The following is an 18,154-nucleotide window of genomic DNA, read 5'->3' as shown; positions in this document are numbered from 1 at the left end:
GTTGACTTCACTTGCTCATTTTGGTGTACTTTCATTATATAAATTAATTTATATTAACGTTTAAACGGAGGAATAATGAAAAAATTAAGTAAATTATTACTTGCTCTTACTTTTGCTCTTTCAATAACTTCATCAGCATTTGCAGTTACTGTTGCATCTTGGGGTGGAGCTTATACAGAGTCTCAAAAGTTAGGGTATGGTGATCCAACTGCTAAGGCACTTGGAGTAGAAATCAACTGGGTTGACTACTCTGGTGGTTTATCAGAAATCAAAGCACAAAAAGAAGCGGGTGCGATCACTTGGGATATCATCGATCTTTTTGCATTCGATACAATTAACGGATGTGATGAAGGTTTATTTGTTAAATTTGATTTTGACAAAGACTTCCCAGCTGCACCAGATGGAACTCCTGCAAGTGAAGATTTCTTCACAGGAATGCCAAGTGAATGTGCTGTAGGAAACATCTTATATTCTTGGAACTATGCGTTTGATACAAGAGCATTTGGTGGTAAAGAGCCTAAAACAATCAAAGACTTCTTTAACACTAAAAAATTCCCAGGAAAAAGAGCAATCTACACAAGTGCTTTAACTAACCTTGAAATCGCTTTAGCTGCTGATGGAGTTAAAATGGGTCAAGGTGGTGATAGACTTTATAGATTTATGGAAGAAAAAGATGGATACATCGATAGAGCAATGAACAAAATAAAAGCACTTTGTGAAGATCCAAATGGAGGATGTGTATTCTGGTCTGCTGGTGCTCAACCACCTGAATTATTAGTTGCAGGTGAAGTTGTTATGGCAACAGGTTGGAATGGAAGATTCTTCAACGCTGAAGTTGGTGAAGGTGCTCCTATTAAACAAGTATGGGATGGTCAAGGTTTAGACTATGAATATTTTGCACTTGTTGATGGTGGTCCTGACCAAGAGAATGCTATGAAAGCTTTAGCTATGATGACTAACACTGAAATGTTAGCTGGAAGTGCTAAGTACATTGCATACGCTCCATGGAGAAAATCTTCTCTTGAAATAATCAAAGCTGGTGAGCCTTGGTATAAAGATGGTAAAACTGAAATGATGCCTCAAATGCCTACAGCTCCTGCTAACACTAAAAATTACTTTTTAGTTGACCCGTTCTTCTGGGCTGATTATGGAACAGAGATTGGTGAAAAATGGGAAGCAATGAAAGCAGGTTTAAATTAAACCTAGTTTTTAATTTAAAAATTATATAATATTTAAGGGCGGTTTTTTTAACCGCCCTTTTTTTATGAGCTCAGAAACTAAAATATTAACTACCGACGGTATACCACTTGAAGTCAGCTTAAAAAAAGCTGAAAGAAAAAACAAAATTAAAGCCTTTCTTCTAGTGGCTCCTCTATTATTATTTTTAGTTATCACTTATATTTTTCCAATTGGAGAAATGTTTACAAGAAGTATTGATGACAAGATGATTACCAATATGCTTCCTAAAACATTTAAAGAAATGGAGAATTGGGATGGAAAAGAATTACCACCCGAAGAAGTTTTTGCTGGTTTCTATTATGATTACAAGACACTTGTTGAAAGACAAGAACATGGAAAACTTGGCCAAAGATTAAATAAAGAAAAAAATGGTTTTAATTCAACAACCAAAAGATTGTTTAGAAATATTAAAAGAAAAAAAATAGATGAAAGCACTAGCATCAAAGAACAGATGATGAAAGTGCATAAAAATTGGGGCAAGGTTGAGTATTGGCAGGCTATAAAAAGAACAGCACCACCTTACACATTAGCTAAATATCTTAAAGGTATGGATATGTATTATGCACCAGATGGAAGCATTGCCCAAGTAGATGAAGATAGAAGGATTCATAGAATTTTGTGGCTGAGAACTCTTGAAATAGCATTCTTTGTAACTTTATTTTGTTTTTTAATGGGATATCCAATTGCTCATTTACTAGCTACATTGCCTATGAAGTACTCAAATCTATTGATGATTTGTGTCCTTCTTCCATTTTGGACTTCACTACTAGTTAGAACTGCAAGCTGGATGATTTTGTTACAACAACAGGGAGTAGTTAATGATTTCTTTGTCATGATAGGATTAGTTGCAGACGATAACAGGCCAGAAATGATGTACAATAAAGTTGGAACTTATGTGGCGATGACACAGATACTGTTACCATTTATGGTTCTTCCACTTTACAGCGTGATGAAAACGATCTCACCAAGCTTAATGAGAGCAGGAAAATCTTTAGGAGGAACTCCTTTTGTTGCGTTTTGGAAAGTTTATTTTCCATTAACTATTCCAGGTATTGGAGCTGGATGTTTGTTGGTATTTATTTTAGCAATTGGATATTACATTACACCAGCATTAGTAGGTGGAGCATCTGGAACATTGATTAGTAACCAGATTGCATTTCATATGAAGCAAACTTTGGATTGGAGTTTTGCATCTGCAATGGGTTTAATGTTGTTAACTGGAGTTTTAGTAATTTACTGGATTTATAACAAATTAGTTGGAGTAGATAATATTAAGTTAGGATAAAAATGGCATTACCAAGTTATACAGAAACACGTTATAGAATTTGGCATTATTTTTATTTAGCCATTTGTGCTTTTGTATTTTTCTTTTTAATTGCACCTTTATTCGTAATATTTCCGTTATCATTTAACGCTGAAGAATTTTTAGTTTTCTCTGAGGGAATGAAAAATCTTGATCCTGATGCCTTTTCTCTAAGATGGTATAAGGATATGGTCTATGGAACCAAAAACCCATGGGGATTGGCTGCAAAAAATAGTTTTATAATCGCGATATTTGCAACAATAGGATCGATAATACTTGGGACTTTAGCTGCTCTTGGTTTGAGTAGTAGGCACATGCCCTATAAAGGAATTATAATGGCTACTCTTATTTCACCTATGATTGTTCCATTAATTATATCAGGTGTTGCAATATTCTTTTTCATGGCAAAAGTTGGTTTAGCAGCAACGCATACAGGAATAGTATTTGCTCATATAATACTAGGAACTCCGTTTGTTGTAATCACTGTAACCGCAACATTATCTGGTTTTGATCATAGTGTAACAAGAGCTGCGGCTAGTTTAGGGAGCAATCCTGTAAACACTTTTATGAAAATTACTCTTCCTTTAATATTACCAGGAGTAATATCAGGAGGTTTATTTGCATTTGTAACTTCATTTGATGAAGTAGTTGTAGTTTTATTTCTTGCAGGTTTAGAAAATACTACTATCCCAGTTCAAATGTGGACTGGTTTAAGAGAACAGTTAAGTCCAACAATTTTAGCTGTTGCAACATGTTTAATTATTCTTTCAACTTTAATCTTGATTAGTGCAGAATTATTAAGAAGAAGATCTGAGAGATTAAGAGGAATAAATCGTTAAATTAAGAAGTTTGAATTATTTTCCTACAAGTTTTTCATAACTTTTAGATAAGTCATTAATTAAATCACATATTTCAAAATTATTATCTAGAATCTTTCCAACGGGTGTTATTTCTGCTGCTGTACCTGTAATAAAACAACCTTTAAAGTGACCTAGTTCATTTGGAGATATTTTTCTCTCATGAACTTTTATATTTTTTGATTTTGCAAGATCAATTACTGTTTTCCTAGTTATACCATCTAAAAAAGAGTCTGGTATTGGTGTGTGTAGCTCATTAATTTTATCTTTAAAAAAAATATTTGCGCTTGTAGCCTCAGCTATATTGCCCTCGTGATCTAACATTAAAGAGTCAGTGTATCCATCTTTTTCTGCCTGATGTTTTGAAAGTGTACAAATCATATATAGGCCAGCTGCTTTACTTTTCCATGGTGATGAATTTTGAGGTGGTCTTTGCCACTTAGATATATTTAATTTTATACCTTTTAATTTTAATTCAGGATTAAAATATGTAGGCCAATCCCATATCGCTATTGCTACATTGATTTTTGTATTCTGTGCTGAAACTCCCATCATTTCACTTCCTCTCCATACAAATGGTCTTATATATCCGTTTTTAATATCTTGATCAGAAACAAGTTTTTTTGTTGCTTCCATAATTTCATTAGATGAATATGGAATTTTCATATCTAGAATTTTTGCAGAATTAAAAAGTCTATCAGTGTGTTCTTTCAATTTAAAAATTTTCTTATTATAAACTCTCAAACCTTCAAAGACTAAACTAGCATAGTGCATTCCATGGCTAATTATGTGAACTCTGGCATCTTGCCATTCACACAGTTCATTATTGAACCAAATTTTTCCTGATCTTTTGTCAAAAGGCAATTGTTGCATAGAAAAATTTATTATATTGATTCAATTATTGTAGCAATACCCATTCCAAGACCTATACATTGAGTAGCTAAAGCAAATTTTTTGTTTTCTCTTCTTAATAGTTGAGCTGCTTTCCCGGTAATTCTTGCACCTGTTGCTCCAAGAGGATGGCCTAACGCTAGTGCTCCACCATCTATGTTAACTTTGCTTGGATCTATTTTTAAATCTTTTATACAAGCCAATGATTGAGATGCAAAAGCTTCATTAAGTTCTACGATATCAATATCTTTGATTGTTAATTTGGCTCTTTCTAATGCTTTTTGTGAAGCTCCAATTGGTCCTAGACCCATGGTGTCAGCTTTACATCCCTGAACAGAGGTTGAAACAATCCTGGCTAAAATTTCTAAATTATTATCTTTAGCATATTGTTCCTCACAAATCAAAGTAGCAGCTGCACCATCTGTCAGTGGTGATGATGTTGCTGCCGTTACAGTTCCATTTTGATCAAACGCTAATTTTAAACTATCCAATTTTTCTTGATTACTATTAGGTCTTATATTGCTATCTTGAGAACAATTCCCTATTGCAACAATTTCATTATTAAAATTACCTTTCGACTGAGCATCAAATGCTTTCTTATGGCTTGATATTGCAAATTCTTGCTGTTCTGTTCTTGATATAGAATATTGTTTGGCTACATTTTCCGCAGTAATACCCATTGAAAAATAAACATTAGGGTTATCTTCTTCTGTATAAGGATATGGCATAGGATCAAAGCCTGTTGTTACTCTAGTCATACTTTCTACCCCACCACATATAAAAACTTTTCCAGATCCCATTGATATTTTTCCTGCAGCTATATGAATAGCTTCCATTGATGATCCACACCACCTATCTACTGTCATTCCTGATGTGTTGATATCCATGTTGGTTAAAAAAGTTACTAATTTTCCAATATTAAAACATTGCTCTCCAGTTTGGAAAGCACAACCAACTACAATGTCTTCAATGTCTTGTTTATTGATTTTAGTTTTTAAGACAAGGTTGTTAATAACTTCAGCAAGCAAATTAACTGGTTTTACATCTACTAATTCACCTTTTCTTGCCATTGTGAAAGGTGATCTTGAGTAACCTGCAATAACTGCTTTTAACATAAGGTTAATATATAGCTATTTAATCTGGAAATGGCAAAGTTGTTATGGTCCCATTTCTTTTTGTGCCATCAAGATTTTGGACAAATATTTTTTCACCTATTTTCCAGTAGTCTTTTAAAATCATAGATAAACCAATATTTTTTTTTATTTTTGGGGAATAAATGCCTGAAGTTATTTGTCCTATTATTTTATCATCTTTGGATAATACTTTTAAGGGCTGACCTATACCAGAACAACGATCTCCATCAAATACGATGCCCCTTATTTTTTGTTTTACTCCTTCATTGTAAATTTTTGTTAAAGCTTGTTTTCCAATAAAATCATGAGAAACATGACCGTTACAATATTTTTCTAAGTTACATTCCAAAGGATTATTTTCATTTGTAAAGTCATTACCATAAGACATAAGTCCTCCTTCAATTCTATCAATTAGATTTGGACAGCCTGGCGAAATATTGTATTTTTTTCCAGCTTCCCAGATTGTATCCCAAAGTTTTTCACCCATTTCTACACTATCAAAATATTTCTCATGTGTTTTGAAATAAATTTCAAACCCATCTTGTTTACTATATCCAGATCTTGCAATAATTTGCTTTGTTCCTTCAAAATCTAAAACTCTGAAATTAAAAAATTTAATTTTTTTTATTTCCTGACCAAATATTGATATCAGTAGTTCCTCAGATTTAGGTCCTTGAATTGCTAATGGATACACATCGGGCTCTTCAATATTTACATCTAAATTCAAACCCAAAGCATATCCTTTTGCCCAAAGCAAAATGTCAGAGTCTGCTATTGATATCCAGAACATATCATCATCTAATTTGAGTAAAACAGGATCATTTATCATTCCTGCATCATCATTAAGCATAGGTATATAAAAACATTTTCCAATTTGCATATTCTTAATGGAACGAGGTGTTAATTTTTGAATAAGCGTAGCTGCATCTGGTCCACTAACTTGAATTTGTCTTTGACAAGAAACGTCCCAAATTTGGACATCCTTACTTAGGTGCCAGTAATCTTCCTCAACAGAATTTTTAAACCTTTTTGGTAAAAGCATATGGTTTACTACAGTAAAATCTGAAACACCATGTTCTTCAACTCGATTAGTATATGGCGTTCTTCTTATTCTTCTAGACATATTCAATTTTAAATTTTTTGACATAAGGAATTAATTATTTAAAATTATTTAGACCACCAAATAGAATATCCATTTGGAGATATAATAATTGGTAAGTGATATTTTTTTTTAGGATCTTCCATTTTAAATTTTACAATAATTTCTGACACAACTTTTTTTTCAGAAAAATAATCTCCAGTTTTGCAAACCATTTCGTATTCACATGCACAGTCATTATTTGAAAGTTCAAAATCTTTTAAAATTCTTCCCCCTTCATCTGTCTCAGTTTCAAAAAAAATTTTTTTTTCACCAGAAGAATTTATTTGATAAATTGTGACTTTAACACCATTTGCATGAGTTCCATCAACTGAGTTTAATAAGTGAGACGATATAGTTGCCATTATGTTATTCAATTGAAGCTTTGTCTCTTTTGTCGCTAACTGCAGCCACAATTGGGCTTATAACACCTTTTGCTTTTACGTTGATGCAAGCAGTTTTTCCACTTTCTATTGCTCTTTTTAATGCTGGAGCTAATTGTTCTCTTTTTGTGACTAGCTCTCCATGACCTCCAAATCCTTCAAAAATTTTATGAAAAGGTATATCTCTAAAATCAGTTGCAAAATGTTTTCCACTTTCAAATAATCTTTCTTGTTGTTGAGATATACAATCTAAACCACCATTATTATCAATTACTACCACAATAGGTTTGCTTTCTTGAAAAGCAGCTTCTATTGATAATCCTCCAGATAAAAAAGCTCCATCTCCACTGATTAAAATAACATTTGATTCAGGGTTTATATTTTTTGCAGAAAGCGCGAATGGAACACCAACACCCAACATACTAAATGTACCAGGATGAAGAATTCCACCTATTTTTTTTCCTTTTGATCCAGCAATATTTATTGCAATTTCAGACCAGAAGTGAGTGTTACCTCCATCAATGACTAACCAATCTTTTTCACCAATAGCATCTTGAACATCTAAGGCTAATTGAAGTGGATGCATTTTACCTCCTTTAGCTTCAGCTTCTTTTGTGTCTTTGCTCAAATCATCTAAAGTCTTATCAACCCATTCTTGTTTTTTGGTTCTGTTAAGATCAAACCATTCACTACTTAAAGTCCATTTATTATTTGATTTAAGTTTATTTAATGTGTCAAAAAAAACTCCCGGATCACATAATAAATTTAAATCAGCAGCTCTATTAAGTTCTATTTCTTCATGAGACCCATTAATACATACAAGCTTAGTTGATTTAGGAAAAAGTGGTGGGTTTCCAAAATTCATTTGATTATCTAATCTAGCTCCAATCATTAATACTAAATCAGATTCATGTAATGCAAATTTTGAAGGAGGATATTGGTGAATATCTGCTAAACCCATATAGGCATTAGCCTCTTCTCCAAGTAATTTTTGATGATAAGGAATATTAAATATTGGAATTTTTAAATTATTTCCAGCTTCTTCTAATTTTTTTTCAGAACCAGACCACCAAATTCCATGACCACCTATTAAAACTGGTTTTTTTGAATTACAAGCAAGTTCTAATATTTCTGACATTTGCGCTGGGTCAGGCCAAGCTTTTACTATTGGTTTTGTTTGATGAGAAAAAGGTCTTTCCTCAAGTCCTGCATCTTCGGAAAAAGATGAAAACATAATATCAACTGGCATACTTAAATGTACTGCACCAGGATATCCATTTGTTGCAATTCTATATGCCTTATCTACAAATTCCCTAATTCTAGTTCCATCTGTAATACTTGCGCTATATTTTGTTAAAGGTGCTGCGATTGCAACATCATCGATTTCTTTAAATCCACCAGAGCCTTGTCTTTTTAAACTACTTGAACCAGTTATAAATATTACAGGTGATCTTTCACCCCAAGCTTCCATCATTGATGGCACTGCATTTGCAAATCCCTCAGGACCAACAAGACAAACTGCTGGTTTTCTTGTAATTCTAGTATGCCCATCAGCTATATGACCTGCTATTTGTTCATGAGGACAATTGATAACTTCCATTTGGCACTCCATAAATCCCTCTAAAGCAGGATTACAGAACCCTCCAGATAATGTAAAAACATGCTGAACTCCTTTATCTTTTAAAGCTCTAGCTATAAGTGATCCGCCTCTAATTTTTTTTTCTGACATTTTATTAGTATTTCATATTTTCAATAAATTTTTTAGCAATTATTTCGGAAGTAACATCATTAATATCAGTTAAACCAACTAAACCTAGTGCGGTACTTAATTCGTCTTTAATAATATCTAAAATTCTTCTTAAGCCTTTTTCACCATCAGCCCCAATACCATACATTAGCGGTCTTCCAAGCATCACATAATTTGCTCCCAATGCTAAAGCCCTTATAATATCGCTTCCACCTCTAACGCCACTATCAAATAGCAAAGGAAATTCTTTACCTAACACATTTCTTATTAGCGGCAATGCTTCAATAGCTGCAGTAGCACTATCTAGTTGTCTTCCACCGTGGTTGGATACTTGTATGGCATCAACTCCTTCATTTTTTATTTTTAAAGCATCTTCTGGCGACATTACTCCTTTAATTATTAATTTTCCCTTCCAAGCATCTCTTACTCTTTTAAGAGTTTTCCAATCTGTAGCTCCTCTGCTTTCACTTCTTACAAATTTGTTACCACTCTTTGATGTTTCGTAATTCATTGGTTTTGGAATACCACCTAATAAAGTTGATAAAGACCAATGAGGATGAGTTATAAAATCAAACATCTGATTAGGACCTATTTTAAAAGGGACAGTGAAACCATTTTTATTATCCTTAGCTCTTCTAAATTGAATGGGAACATCTACAGTTAGTATTGCTACTTTATAACCAGTCTGTTCTGCTCTTTGCAAAAGCTCCATTACAAAACTCTCTTGAAAATTATATAATTGAATCCAAGAACGACCTTCAGATAATTCATACATTTTTTCTAAAGATGTTGAGGAAGCCATGGAAACACACACAGGTAAATTGTTTACAATACTTTCTTCAGCTAACATTTTATCTGCACCAGTCCAAGTGAGATTGCACATTCCCATTGGTGAAAAACCAAATGGTTGATCAAACTCAATGTCTAAAAATTTCTTTTTTAAATTTCTATTTTCAACATTTCGTAAAACTTTTGGCTCAAGTCTAATTTGATCCAAAGCTATACTATTAATTTCACAAAGTTTTTCATCTCCAGATGCACCATCTACAAAATCAAACATTAATTTAGGCATTCTTTTTTTAGCTAAATTTCTTGCATCATTTATACTGTGAATTTTTTTGCTCGCAGTTATGTTTTTCATATATTTTTTATATATTCTTCTAGATTAATTTTTTTATTTTTATCTAAAAAATAAGCTGTATGATTTTTTCTTGAAGAATAAACTTCAGTTGGTTTTCCGTCAATAAAAACTACAGCCACACCATCATCAATTGCAATACCATGAGGTAATTTGTTATTTTTAATATCTAATTCAAATTGATCTATTCTTTCAATATTCGAAGAATGGGGTGTGCAACTTCCCGATATGAAATTAATTCCTCTTAGTGCATTAAATCCAGGGCCAACAGAGTCTGATAGTATCCAATCGAACCAACAAACTGCCCCAGCACTTACGCCTGATAAAATAATGCCTTTCTCATAAGCATCTTTAAAAATATTTTCTAATTTATTTTTTTTCCAAATATCCAACATAAAGGCAGTATTTCCACCTCCTATATAAATAATGTCTTTATTTAATATCCATTCAGAAAATCCATCTTTAGCTGATGTTAAATTAAAATGTGACAATTCAGACTGAGTATCTTGATACCTTTTATAAAATAAATTTATTTTATTTTCATCATCATTACTTGCAGTTGCTAAAAAGCCTATTTTATTTTTCGATTTTTTTGATTGATCAATTACAAATTGATCTAAACCCTCATCTAACTGATGTGTAAATCCACCTCCACCTATTGAAATTATTTTTTTTTCTATATTGTTCATTTAATTAAATTTAAATTATAAAATAATACATATAGTACTAGTTACAAAAAGTTTCTAATGATTGATAGTATATCTAAAAAATTAGCACCAACAGGAGAGCTACGTGTTGGTCTAAATATGAGTAACTTTTTACTTGTTAGCTCGATAGATTCAAATGGTTTACCTGAAGGAGTGTCTCCAGATATTGGAAAAAAACTTGCAAAAGAATTAAATGTAACTTGTAAATTAGTTCAATTTGAAAAACCTGGATTATTAGCTGACGCTGTAAATGATGATAAATGGGACATAGGTAATATAGCTTCTGAAAAGGAGAGGGAAAAATTTATAGATTTTAGTGACCCATATGTAAATATTGACGCTAATTTTATCTATCGAAAAAAAGATAATTTTATTTGCAATGAAGAGATTAATTCATCAGGTGTAAAAATAGCTGTCCTTGAAAGAAGTGCTTATGATTTATGGTTAACTGAAAATTTCAAAAAAGCTGAATTAATTAAAGTTAATACAATGGATAATTCTCATAAATTATTTAGAGAAGGTGGTGCAGACGTTCTTGCTGGCTTAAAACCTAAATTAATAGAAGAGCTTGAGTTTAATAGTGATTTTAAAATTATATCAAATCCATTTACTTATATAAAACAATCTATTGGTATTAAAAAAGGTAATCCTGAAATATTAGATTTTTTAAATAAGTTTATCGCTAAACTAATTAAAGAAGCTTTTATAGAGGGACTATTAAAAAAACACAAAGTCCAGGATAAATTAAGTATACCTAAAATTGATTAGCTTTTTATTCCTACCCATGGTTCAGGCTTTGTAGGTATCTTCTTATTTATACCTCTTACAATTTCACCTTTTGGATCATACATTGGTAATTTACAAAGTTCAGCTTTATGAGTTTTTTCATCAGTACATTCAACATCAACTACTGTTCCAGGACCAATTTCTGACTTATCCAATAACACTATACCCACACCACAGACTTGGTAAGGAGACCATGTGCTGGAAGTTACTTTTCCAATGTATTGGTCGTTTATTTTTATAGACCTTCCTTTTTTTGCTATTCCATCAACAACCCTGATACCCCAGCTTCGACATTTTTTGTCTGCATTTAACAGAGCTTTTTTACCTATAAAGTTATTTTTTTCTAAATCAACAAAACGACCAAGTCCTACAGAAAATGGGTTTGTCTCACTTGTAAAATCTTGACCTGCAGATAAAAGTCCAGCTTCAATTCTTCTGCCTCTAAATGAAGGTGTGGCTGTAATAATCATTCCCATTTTTGCTCCTTCACTAAGAATTAAATCCCCTAATTTTTCAGCATCATTCTCTGGACGAAAATAAATTTCCCAACCAAGTTCATTAGTAAAACCAGTTCGACTAATTATTACTTTTTCACCTGCCATACTAATCTCAACCCAATCAAAATATTTCCATTTATTTGCTATTGGTTCTTCAATTAACTGGTCAAGAAGTTCCATTGATTTTGGTCCTTGAATTTGACTTACAAACACATTTGGTTCAGTTATTTTTACGTCTAATCCTTCAGAATTAGCTTTGTACCAAGAAAACAAATCTCCATCTGCTTGAGCAAACCAAAAACAATTTTCATCAATTCGCAAAAGTAATCCATCAGTTATCATTCCTCCGTCGTGGTAGCAAGCAAACTGATATGAGCATCTTCCTTTTTTAACTTTTGAAATATCTCGTGGAAAAATTTTCTGTAATAATTTAAGCGCATCTGGACCTGAAATTTCATAAGGATGTTCTCCTGTATGTCTAAGAATAATTTCTTTTTTTGTTTTCCAGTATTGCTCATCTGGCGAAGCATTTGATAATTTTTCAGTTGTCAATCTTCCTGCGTAATGCGAATATTCTGGGTCAAAAGGTAGCTCCTGATAAGTTAAAGGATGAATGCTCATAGTTCGAGCTAATTCTACAGGTCTATTACCTTTATCTTTTTGAGGTTTGATAGAAAATCTAATGTTTTGTAGAGATTTATGCATGAATAATTTTTATTAAATTAAAACTAAATTTTAATCTAGAAAATATCGTCACAGTAAAAAACTAAATTAATTACAATCTATGATTGTATACTACATTATTATTGTTCTAAATTAAGTAAGATGTTAGCCTTACCTAAATTAACTTATAGGAATTTATAATGAATAATGTATTTAAATTGATATCAGTTTCACTGTTATCACTAATGATGTCGTTTTCATTTGCAAATGCATCAAGTGGGACTTTTAAAATTTCACATGATCTTGGATTTGGAAAAGATACAAACTTAGACGCAATTACTAAAGGTAGATTGTTTCAAGTAGTAATAATGACTCAAAACCGTTTAGTAAGAAAAGATCTAAAAGGTAAAGTTTCAGAAGAACTAGCTACAAAATGGTCAGCTAATGCAGATGCAACTGAATGGACTTTTAATCTTCGTAAAGGAGTTAAATTTCATGATGGATCAGATTTTGATGCCGAAGATGTAAAATATTCTTTAATGAGAGTTAAAGATCCAGAAATTAATTCACCTGCAAAAAAAAGCTTAAGTGTTGTGACTGATATTGAGGTAATTGACTCTCATACAGTAAAAATGAAATTAAGCACTTCTTTTGCTGATTTTCCTCTTAATTTAACTGATTACAGATTAAGAATGATACCATCAGGATCTGGAGACACTATAGGTCAAACTGGAATTGGAACAGGTCCTTTTATGGTTGATAAATTTGATGCAGAAGGAACTACTATTCTTAAAGCTAACCCAAATTATTGGGAAGGAGCACCTGGACTTGCTGAAGTTCATGTTATTGCAATACCTGATGGTGAAGCAAGAGTACAAGCTCTTTTAACTGGTCAGATTGATATGAATAGATATGTTCAATTTAGTCAAAAAAAAATATTTGAGGGGAATCCTAAATTTAAAACTTCAGTAATTCCAACAGGTAACTGGAGAGGGATGGTTATGAACACAGAGCGTGCTCCATTTAATGATCCAAAAGTTAGAAAAGCTGTGCGTTTAGCTGTTGATAGACAAGAACTTGTAGATGTTGTTATGGGTGGAGAAGCTATTGTGTCATGCGATACACCAGTTGCACCAGCTGATCAATATCGTTTGAATATGAAGTGTCCTCAAAACATTAGCAAAGCAAAAAAACTTCTTGCTGAAGCTGGATATTCAGATGGAATAGAAATGGCAATCCATGTATCTACAAAAGAACCTACTTGGCCTACAATTGCTGAAGTAATTCAACAACAAGTAGCTAAAGCAGGAATTAAAGCTGAAATTGTTATGACACCATCAAAAAGTTACTGGAATGAAACTTGGATGAAAAAAGATGTTGCAATGACACGTTGGAATGAGAGATCTGCTGACAGTGTGTTGCATGAAGTTTACCACAGTAGCGCAAAATGGAATGAGTCATACTATAAAAGTTCAGATTTTGATAAAAATCTAGCTAGCGCACGAGCTGAGCTTAATTTTAATAAAAGAAAAAAAGCTTATCAAAATGCGCAAAAAACTTTATGGGAGGAATCAGGTACTTTGATTCCTTACCATGTATCTAAATTAGTTGTTACTAATTCAAGAGTAAAAAACCTTGATGAAGTTGAGGTTTTTTCGATACAGTGGCATAAAGTAAAAGTAGATTAATACAAAAATATTATTTTACAGGCCTAAATTTAGGCCTGTAAATTTACTTCCATTTATTAAAATTAATTTTAAGATTAAGTCAAAACTTAATTATGCTTTTTTTAATCTGTAAGAGAATTGGACTAGGATTAATAACATTGTTTATTGTATCCTTAATTACTTTTATTGGCGTCGAAGTATTGCCTGGTGATGCATGTACAGCTTATCTTGAGCGAGAAGCATTTGGACAAGCTTTGGAAGCGTGTATAAAAAGATTAGGATTAGACGTGCCTGCTCATGAAAGATATATATCCTGGGCTTACAATGCTGTTCAAGGTAATTTTGGTTATTCTTTAAGTGGAGAAATGCCAATCAATGAAGTTTTAGGACCAAGAGTAAAAAATTCACTGATCCTTGCTTCTGCTGCAATTATTATAGGAATACCAATGGCTTTAATACTTGGAATAATTACAGCTTTATGGAGAGATAAATTCCCAGATATAGTTATTTCAACTATTGCAATATTTTCAATGACTATCCCAGAGTTTATCAGTGCCACTCTACTAATTTTAATTGTAGCGATCTGGTTGGAATGGCTACCTGGAATAGTTATTGTGTCAACCGACGCAACAATTTTAGAGTTATTACCAAATATAATTTTACCAGTTATTGCAATTGCAATGATAATGACGGCACACATGGCCAGAATGGTTAGGTCAAGTGTAATTCAAGTAATGGCAAGTGACTATGTACAAATGGCAATTTTAAAAGGAGTTCCTTATTGGAAAATGGTTTTTAAGCATGTTTTGCCAAATGCTTTATTGCCAGCAATTAATGTTGTTGCCTTAACTATTGCTTGGCTTTTAGGAGGAGTTGTAGTTACAGAGGTTGTGTTTAATTATCCAGGTCTAGGTCGACTAGTCATAGAGTCAATATCGAATAGAGATCTGCCAGTTGTTCAAGCTTTAGCAATAATACTTGCTTCAATTTATGTGAGCATAAATTTAATCGCAGACTTAATGACTTTAATGTTGAATCCAAGATTAAAATCAATGCAAATTAGAAAATAATAATGGAAATTAATAAAGAAGATAAAAAAAATATCATTAATAAAATTTCAGAAGTGCTAATCACTATGGCATCTAAACCATCTGGTTTTATTGGACTGGCAATATTAATTTTTCATGTAATTTTAGCAATTTCAAGCCCATGGTTTGTGCCTTATGATTATAAGGCAATTAACCCATCTCTAATGCTGCAGGCACCGTCAGCAGATTTTTGGTTTGGAACTGATAGTTTGGGTAGAGATGTTTTTACTAGGACTGCGTTAGGTGGAAGGACTGCACTTATAGTAACTTTTTTTGGATCATTAATTGCACTTTTGTGGGGTGGTTTATTAGGAATTTTTTGTGGATTAGTTGGTGGAAAAATTGATGACGTTGTCATGAGAATAGTTGATGCTTTTTTATCTATTCCTTGGATATTGGCTATGCTTTTAATAGTTTCTCTTCTTGGAACATCTACTGAAGTTTTAATTCCTGCACTTGGTTTTTTTTATGGAAAAGGAATTGTGAGAGTTGCTAGGGCAGCTACTCACGACGTAATTGCTAAAGATTATATTTTGTCTGCTAAAGCAAGAGGACATAACAATTTATCAATTATTTGGAATGAGATTTTACCTAATGTTAGAGATGCAATTTTAGTTGAAGGCGCAATGAGATGGTCGTGGATGTTACTTGGTTTTAGCTCTTTATCTTTTTTAGGTTTTGGTGTTAGTCCACCAACACCTGATTGGGGATTAATGATATCAAATGCACGTGGATTAATGTCTTTTGCTTGGTGGGCAGTAATTGCCCCAATAGTTGGTTTAAGCAGTTTAATTATTGGAATTAATTTAACTGCAGACGCTTTTGCTAAAGCATTAGGAATTGATAGATCTACTAAGGCACCTGTTTAATATGAGCAACAATATTCAATCAGTTAAAAATTTATCAATAGGATTTAGAAGTCAAAAAGGAAAAGAAATCTCAATTCTTAGAGATGTTACTACAAATATTAAAAAAGGAGAGACGGTCGGGATAGTTGGAGAGTCTGGCTCTGGGAAGAGTACATTAGCATTAGCAATGATGGGTTATGTTAAACATGGATTGTTTACTATGAGTGGTGAGTGCTTGTTTAATTCTCTAAATTTATTGGATTTAAGTAATAATGAATTGGAAAAAATACGAGGTAGAAAAATAGCAATGATACCTCAAAATGCTGGTCAATCATTAACTCCTAATCTTAAAATAGGTTATCAAATAGAGGAAGCTTTAAAACTGCATACAAATTTAAACGAAAATGATAGAAAAAATAGAATTTCTGAATTATTAAATAACGTTAGATTACCATCACCTGACGTAATGGCCTTAAGATATCCACATGAACTTTCAGGAGGTCAACAACAACGGGTAGCAGTTGCAATGGCTTTGGCTGGAAATCCCGAATTATTATTGTTAGATGAACCTACTACTGGACTTGATGTAACAACACAAGCGCATGTTTTAGAACTTTTAAGAGATATTGCTAAAGATACCGGGACATCGATGGTTTATGTTAGTCACGATTTAGGAGCAATAGCGCAAGTGTGCGATAGAGTTATCGTTATGTATGCAGGTGAAATTGTTTTAGAAGGACCAGTAAGAAAAATTTTAAAAGAACCAATTCACCCTTATACTAATGGTTTGTTAAAATCGATACCAAAACTATCTCTTGAAGGTCTTCCCGAGTCAATGTCAGGCGCTCAACCTCAACCAGGCCATATAGGAGAAGGTTGTAGTTTTTATGATCGCTGCAATATATCAGATGAAAAATGTAAAATTAAGGCTCCAGATTTAGAATTTTTATCAGAAATAGATACTAGTGTTAGGTGCTTTAATTATAAAAAAGTTATTATTGATCAAAGTAAAGATATTCAAATAAAAAACTTAGATGAAAAAAATGTAGAAAATAATGAAATTTTAAGTTTGTCAGATGTGTCTATTTCTTATGCAAAACAAAGTTTTTTGGATCAATTATTTAATAAACTTACGGACTCTAATCCTACCGTTAAGGATATAAATATTAATGTAAACAAAGGAGAAACTATTGCTTTAGTTGGTGAGTCAGGTAGTGGAAAATCTACAATATTAAAATCAATTGCTGGCTTATTAAAAACTAAAGATGGCAAAATAAATTTTGCTCAGAATAGAATATTATCAGAAGATTTGAAGAATAGAAGCTCAGATGATTTGCGAGCAATACAGTTAATTTTTCAAAACCCTGACGAGTCATTAAATCCAAATCATACTGTTGAACAAATACTTTCTCAACCATTAAAGTTATACTTTGGTCTTAAAGGAGATGAGTTAAAAAAAAATATTATAGAATTACTTGAAAAGGTAAGATTGGGTGAATTTTATTTGACAAGATATCCTAGACAATTGTCTGGTGGTGAAAAACAAAGAATTGCAGTAGCGAGGTCGTTTGCAGCGAAACCTGATATTATATTATGTGATGAGGTAACTTCTGCTTTAGATGTTTCGGTTCAAGCGGCTGTATTAAATTTATTAAAAAAACTAAAAGATGATTTTGGAACGACATATATTTTTGTTTCTCATGATTTAGCAGTTGTTAAAGCTATTAGTGACAGAGTGGCAGTGCTCTATCAAGGAAGATTATGTGAAATTGGACCATCTAAAAATGTTTATAAATTTCCATCACATCCATACACAGAAGTTCTATTGGGCGCTGTTCTTGAACCAGATCCAGATATTAAACCAAAATTAATTGCAGAGGATATAGTTGAGGAAAAACCTCCAGAAAAAGGTTGTTGTTTCCAAGGACGTTGTCCACGAATATTAGGTGACAAATGTAGAGAAGAAGTGCCTCCGTGGCAACTTGGAGAAAATGGAAATGCAATTCGATGTCATATTAATATTGAAGAATTAAAAGTTCTCCAAAGTTAATGTTGGGACGATTTATTTA

Annotated in this window: 16 protein-coding genes; 8 read left to right on the top strand and 8 right to left on the bottom strand. The window is 32.5% G+C overall.

Annotation, left to right across the window (positions count from 1 at the left end; genetic code table 11):
* Positions 1-75: 75 nt before the first annotated feature.
* The 3 genes from ACTTAR_RS06885 to ACTTAR_RS06875 all read left to right on the top strand — a co-directional run bounded on the left by ACTTAR_RS06885 (position 76) and on the right by ACTTAR_RS06875 (position 3,381).
* A complete protein-coding gene (locus ACTTAR_RS06885; protein WP_440698102.1) occupies positions 76-1,200 on the top strand; it encodes an extracellular solute-binding protein in 1,125 nt (374 codons plus the stop codon).
* Positions 1,201-1,264: 64 nt separating this feature from the next.
* Positions 1,265-2,524, top strand: a complete 1,260-nt coding sequence (locus tag ACTTAR_RS06880) for an ABC transporter permease (RefSeq protein ID WP_440681056.1) — start codon at positions 1,265-1,267, stop codon at positions 2,522-2,524.
* A 2-nt stretch (positions 2,525-2,526) separates the two neighbouring features.
* The gene (locus ACTTAR_RS06875) at positions 2,527-3,381 is read left to right on the top strand and encodes an ABC transporter permease (RefSeq protein ID WP_428079710.1); all 855 of its coding nucleotides are present in this window, start codon (positions 2,527-2,529) and stop codon (positions 3,379-3,381) included.
* A gap of 15 nt (positions 3,382-3,396) precedes the next feature.
* Here ACTTAR_RS06875 and ACTTAR_RS06870 read toward each other — a convergent pair whose 3' ends face one another.
* The 7 genes from ACTTAR_RS06870 to ACTTAR_RS06840 are packed head-to-tail and all read right to left on the bottom strand — an operon-like array spanning position 3,397 to position 10,518.
* Positions 3,397-4,272, bottom strand: coding sequence for a branched-chain amino acid aminotransferase (locus tag ACTTAR_RS06870; protein WP_440681055.1), 876 nt, complete (start codon positions 4,270-4,272; stop codon positions 3,397-3,399).
* An 11-nt stretch (positions 4,273-4,283) separates the two neighbouring features.
* A complete protein-coding gene (locus ACTTAR_RS06865) occupies positions 4,284-5,405 on the bottom strand; it encodes a thiolase family protein (RefSeq protein WP_440698101.1) in 1,122 nt (373 codons plus the stop codon).
* 19 nt (positions 5,406-5,424) lie between these two features.
* Entirely contained in the window at positions 5,425-6,570 is a 1,146-nt protein-coding gene (locus ACTTAR_RS06860; protein ID WP_440698100.1) for a dimethylsulfoniopropionate demethylase, read from the bottom strand.
* A 20-nt stretch (positions 6,571-6,590) separates the two neighbouring features.
* Positions 6,591-6,926, bottom strand: a complete 336-nt coding sequence (locus tag ACTTAR_RS06855) for a hydroxyisourate hydrolase (protein WP_440698099.1) — start codon at positions 6,924-6,926, stop codon at positions 6,591-6,593.
* Between the two features lie 4 nt (positions 6,927-6,930).
* Positions 6,931-8,673 (bottom strand): thiamine pyrophosphate-binding protein, encoded by a 1,743-nt coding sequence (locus ACTTAR_RS06850; protein WP_440681051.1) that lies wholly within the window; start codon positions 8,671-8,673, stop codon positions 6,931-6,933.
* Between the two features lie 4 nt (positions 8,674-8,677).
* On the bottom strand, positions 8,678-9,832 hold the full coding sequence (locus ACTTAR_RS06845; protein ID WP_440698098.1) for an alpha-hydroxy acid oxidase: 1,155 nt from the start codon (positions 9,830-9,832) through the stop codon (positions 8,678-8,680).
* Positions 9,829-10,518, bottom strand: a complete 690-nt coding sequence (locus ACTTAR_RS06840) for a Type 1 glutamine amidotransferase-like domain-containing protein (RefSeq protein ID WP_440681049.1) — start codon at positions 10,516-10,518, stop codon at positions 9,829-9,831. The genes ACTTAR_RS06845 and ACTTAR_RS06840 overlap by 4 nt, the downstream gene beginning before the upstream one ends.
* A 57-nt stretch (positions 10,519-10,575) precedes the next feature.
* On the opposite strand from ACTTAR_RS06840, the gene ACTTAR_RS06835 reads away from it, so the two are divergent.
* The gene (locus tag ACTTAR_RS06835; protein WP_440681048.1) at positions 10,576-11,304 is read left to right on the top strand and encodes a transporter substrate-binding domain-containing protein; all 729 of its coding nucleotides are present in this window, start codon (positions 10,576-10,578) and stop codon (positions 11,302-11,304) included.
* On the opposite strand, the gene ACTTAR_RS06830 is transcribed toward ACTTAR_RS06835, so the two are convergent.
* Positions 11,301-12,524, bottom strand: a complete 1,224-nt coding sequence (locus tag ACTTAR_RS06830) for an aminomethyltransferase family protein (RefSeq protein ID WP_440698097.1) — start codon at positions 12,522-12,524, stop codon at positions 11,301-11,303. The genes ACTTAR_RS06835 and ACTTAR_RS06830 overlap by 4 nt on opposite strands.
* 158 nt (positions 12,525-12,682) lie before the next feature.
* On the opposite strand from ACTTAR_RS06830, the gene ACTTAR_RS06825 reads away from it, so the two are divergent.
* The 4 genes from ACTTAR_RS06825 (at position 12,683) to ACTTAR_RS06810 (ending at position 18,135) form a co-directional block, all read left to right on the top strand.
* Positions 12,683-14,170, top strand: coding sequence for an ABC transporter substrate-binding protein (locus tag ACTTAR_RS06825; protein WP_440681046.1), 1,488 nt, complete (start codon positions 12,683-12,685; stop codon positions 14,168-14,170).
* 92 nt (positions 14,171-14,262) lie between these two features.
* Positions 14,263-15,219 (top strand): ABC transporter permease, encoded by a 957-nt coding sequence (locus ACTTAR_RS06820; RefSeq protein WP_440681045.1) that lies wholly within the window; start codon positions 14,263-14,265, stop codon positions 15,217-15,219.
* Positions 15,220-15,221: 2 nt separating this feature from the next.
* Positions 15,222-16,106, top strand: a complete 885-nt coding sequence (locus ACTTAR_RS06815) for an ABC transporter permease (RefSeq protein WP_440681044.1) — start codon at positions 15,222-15,224, stop codon at positions 16,104-16,106.
* A 1-nt stretch (position 16,107) separates the two neighbouring features.
* Entirely contained in the window at positions 16,108-18,135 is a 2,028-nt protein-coding gene (locus ACTTAR_RS06810; RefSeq protein ID WP_440681043.1) for an ABC transporter ATP-binding protein, read from the top strand.
* Positions 18,136-18,154: the final 19 nt, after the last annotated feature.

Origin of the sequence: Candidatus Pelagibacter sp. HIMB1709, from assembly GCF_052047635.1 — a bacterium.
Lineage (GTDB): Bacteria > Pseudomonadota > Alphaproteobacteria > Pelagibacterales > Pelagibacteraceae > Pelagibacter.
This window is presented reverse-complemented; position numbering and strand designations above follow the sequence as displayed.

What these genes read in the sequence shown, in the direction of transcription:
- ACTTAR_RS06835 (WP_440681048.1), top strand. Translation starts at nt 10,576, where the DNA reads ATGATTGATAGTATATCTAAAAAATTAGCACCAACAGGAGAGCTACGT.
- ACTTAR_RS06885 (WP_440698102.1), top strand. Translation starts at nt 76, where the DNA reads ATGAAAAAATTAAGTAAATTATTACTTGCTCTTACTTTTGCTCTTTCA.
- ACTTAR_RS06855 (WP_440698099.1), bottom strand. Translation starts at nt 6,926, where the DNA reads ATGGCAACTATATCGTCTCACTTATTAAACTCAGTTGATGGAACTCAT.
- ACTTAR_RS06820 (WP_440681045.1), top strand. Translation starts at nt 14,263, where the DNA reads ATGCTTTTTTTAATCTGTAAGAGAATTGGACTAGGATTAATAACATTG.
- ACTTAR_RS06810 (WP_440681043.1), top strand. Translation starts at nt 16,108, where the DNA reads ATGAGCAACAATATTCAATCAGTTAAAAATTTATCAATAGGATTTAGA.
- ACTTAR_RS06815 (WP_440681044.1), top strand. Translation starts at nt 15,222, where the DNA reads ATGGAAATTAATAAAGAAGATAAAAAAAATATCATTAATAAAATTTCA.
- ACTTAR_RS06830 (WP_440698097.1), bottom strand. Translation starts at nt 12,524, where the DNA reads ATGCATAAATCTCTACAAAACATTAGATTTTCTATCAAACCTCAAAAA.
- ACTTAR_RS06860 (WP_440698100.1), bottom strand. Translation starts at nt 6,570, where the DNA reads ATGTCAAAAAATTTAAAATTGAATATGTCTAGAAGAATAAGAAGAACG.
- ACTTAR_RS06845 (WP_440698098.1), bottom strand. Translation starts at nt 9,832, where the DNA reads ATGAAAAACATAACTGCGAGCAAAAAAATTCACAGTATAAATGATGCA.
- ACTTAR_RS06870 (WP_440681055.1), bottom strand. Translation starts at nt 4,272, where the DNA reads ATGCAACAATTGCCTTTTGACAAAAGATCAGGAAAAATTTGGTTCAAT.
- ACTTAR_RS06825 (WP_440681046.1), top strand. Translation starts at nt 12,683, where the DNA reads ATGAATAATGTATTTAAATTGATATCAGTTTCACTGTTATCACTAATG.
- ACTTAR_RS06865 (WP_440698101.1), bottom strand. Translation starts at nt 5,405, where the DNA reads ATGTTAAAAGCAGTTATTGCAGGTTACTCAAGATCACCTTTCACAATG.
- ACTTAR_RS06875 (WP_428079710.1), top strand. Translation starts at nt 2,527, where the DNA reads ATGGCATTACCAAGTTATACAGAAACACGTTATAGAATTTGGCATTAT.
- ACTTAR_RS06850 (WP_440681051.1), bottom strand. Translation starts at nt 8,673, where the DNA reads ATGTCAGAAAAAAAAATTAGAGGCGGATCACTTATAGCTAGAGCTTTA.
- ACTTAR_RS06880 (WP_440681056.1), top strand. Translation starts at nt 1,265, where the DNA reads ATGAGCTCAGAAACTAAAATATTAACTACCGACGGTATACCACTTGAA.
- ACTTAR_RS06840 (WP_440681049.1), bottom strand. Translation starts at nt 10,518, where the DNA reads ATGAACAATATAGAAAAAAAAATAATTTCAATAGGTGGAGGTGGATTT.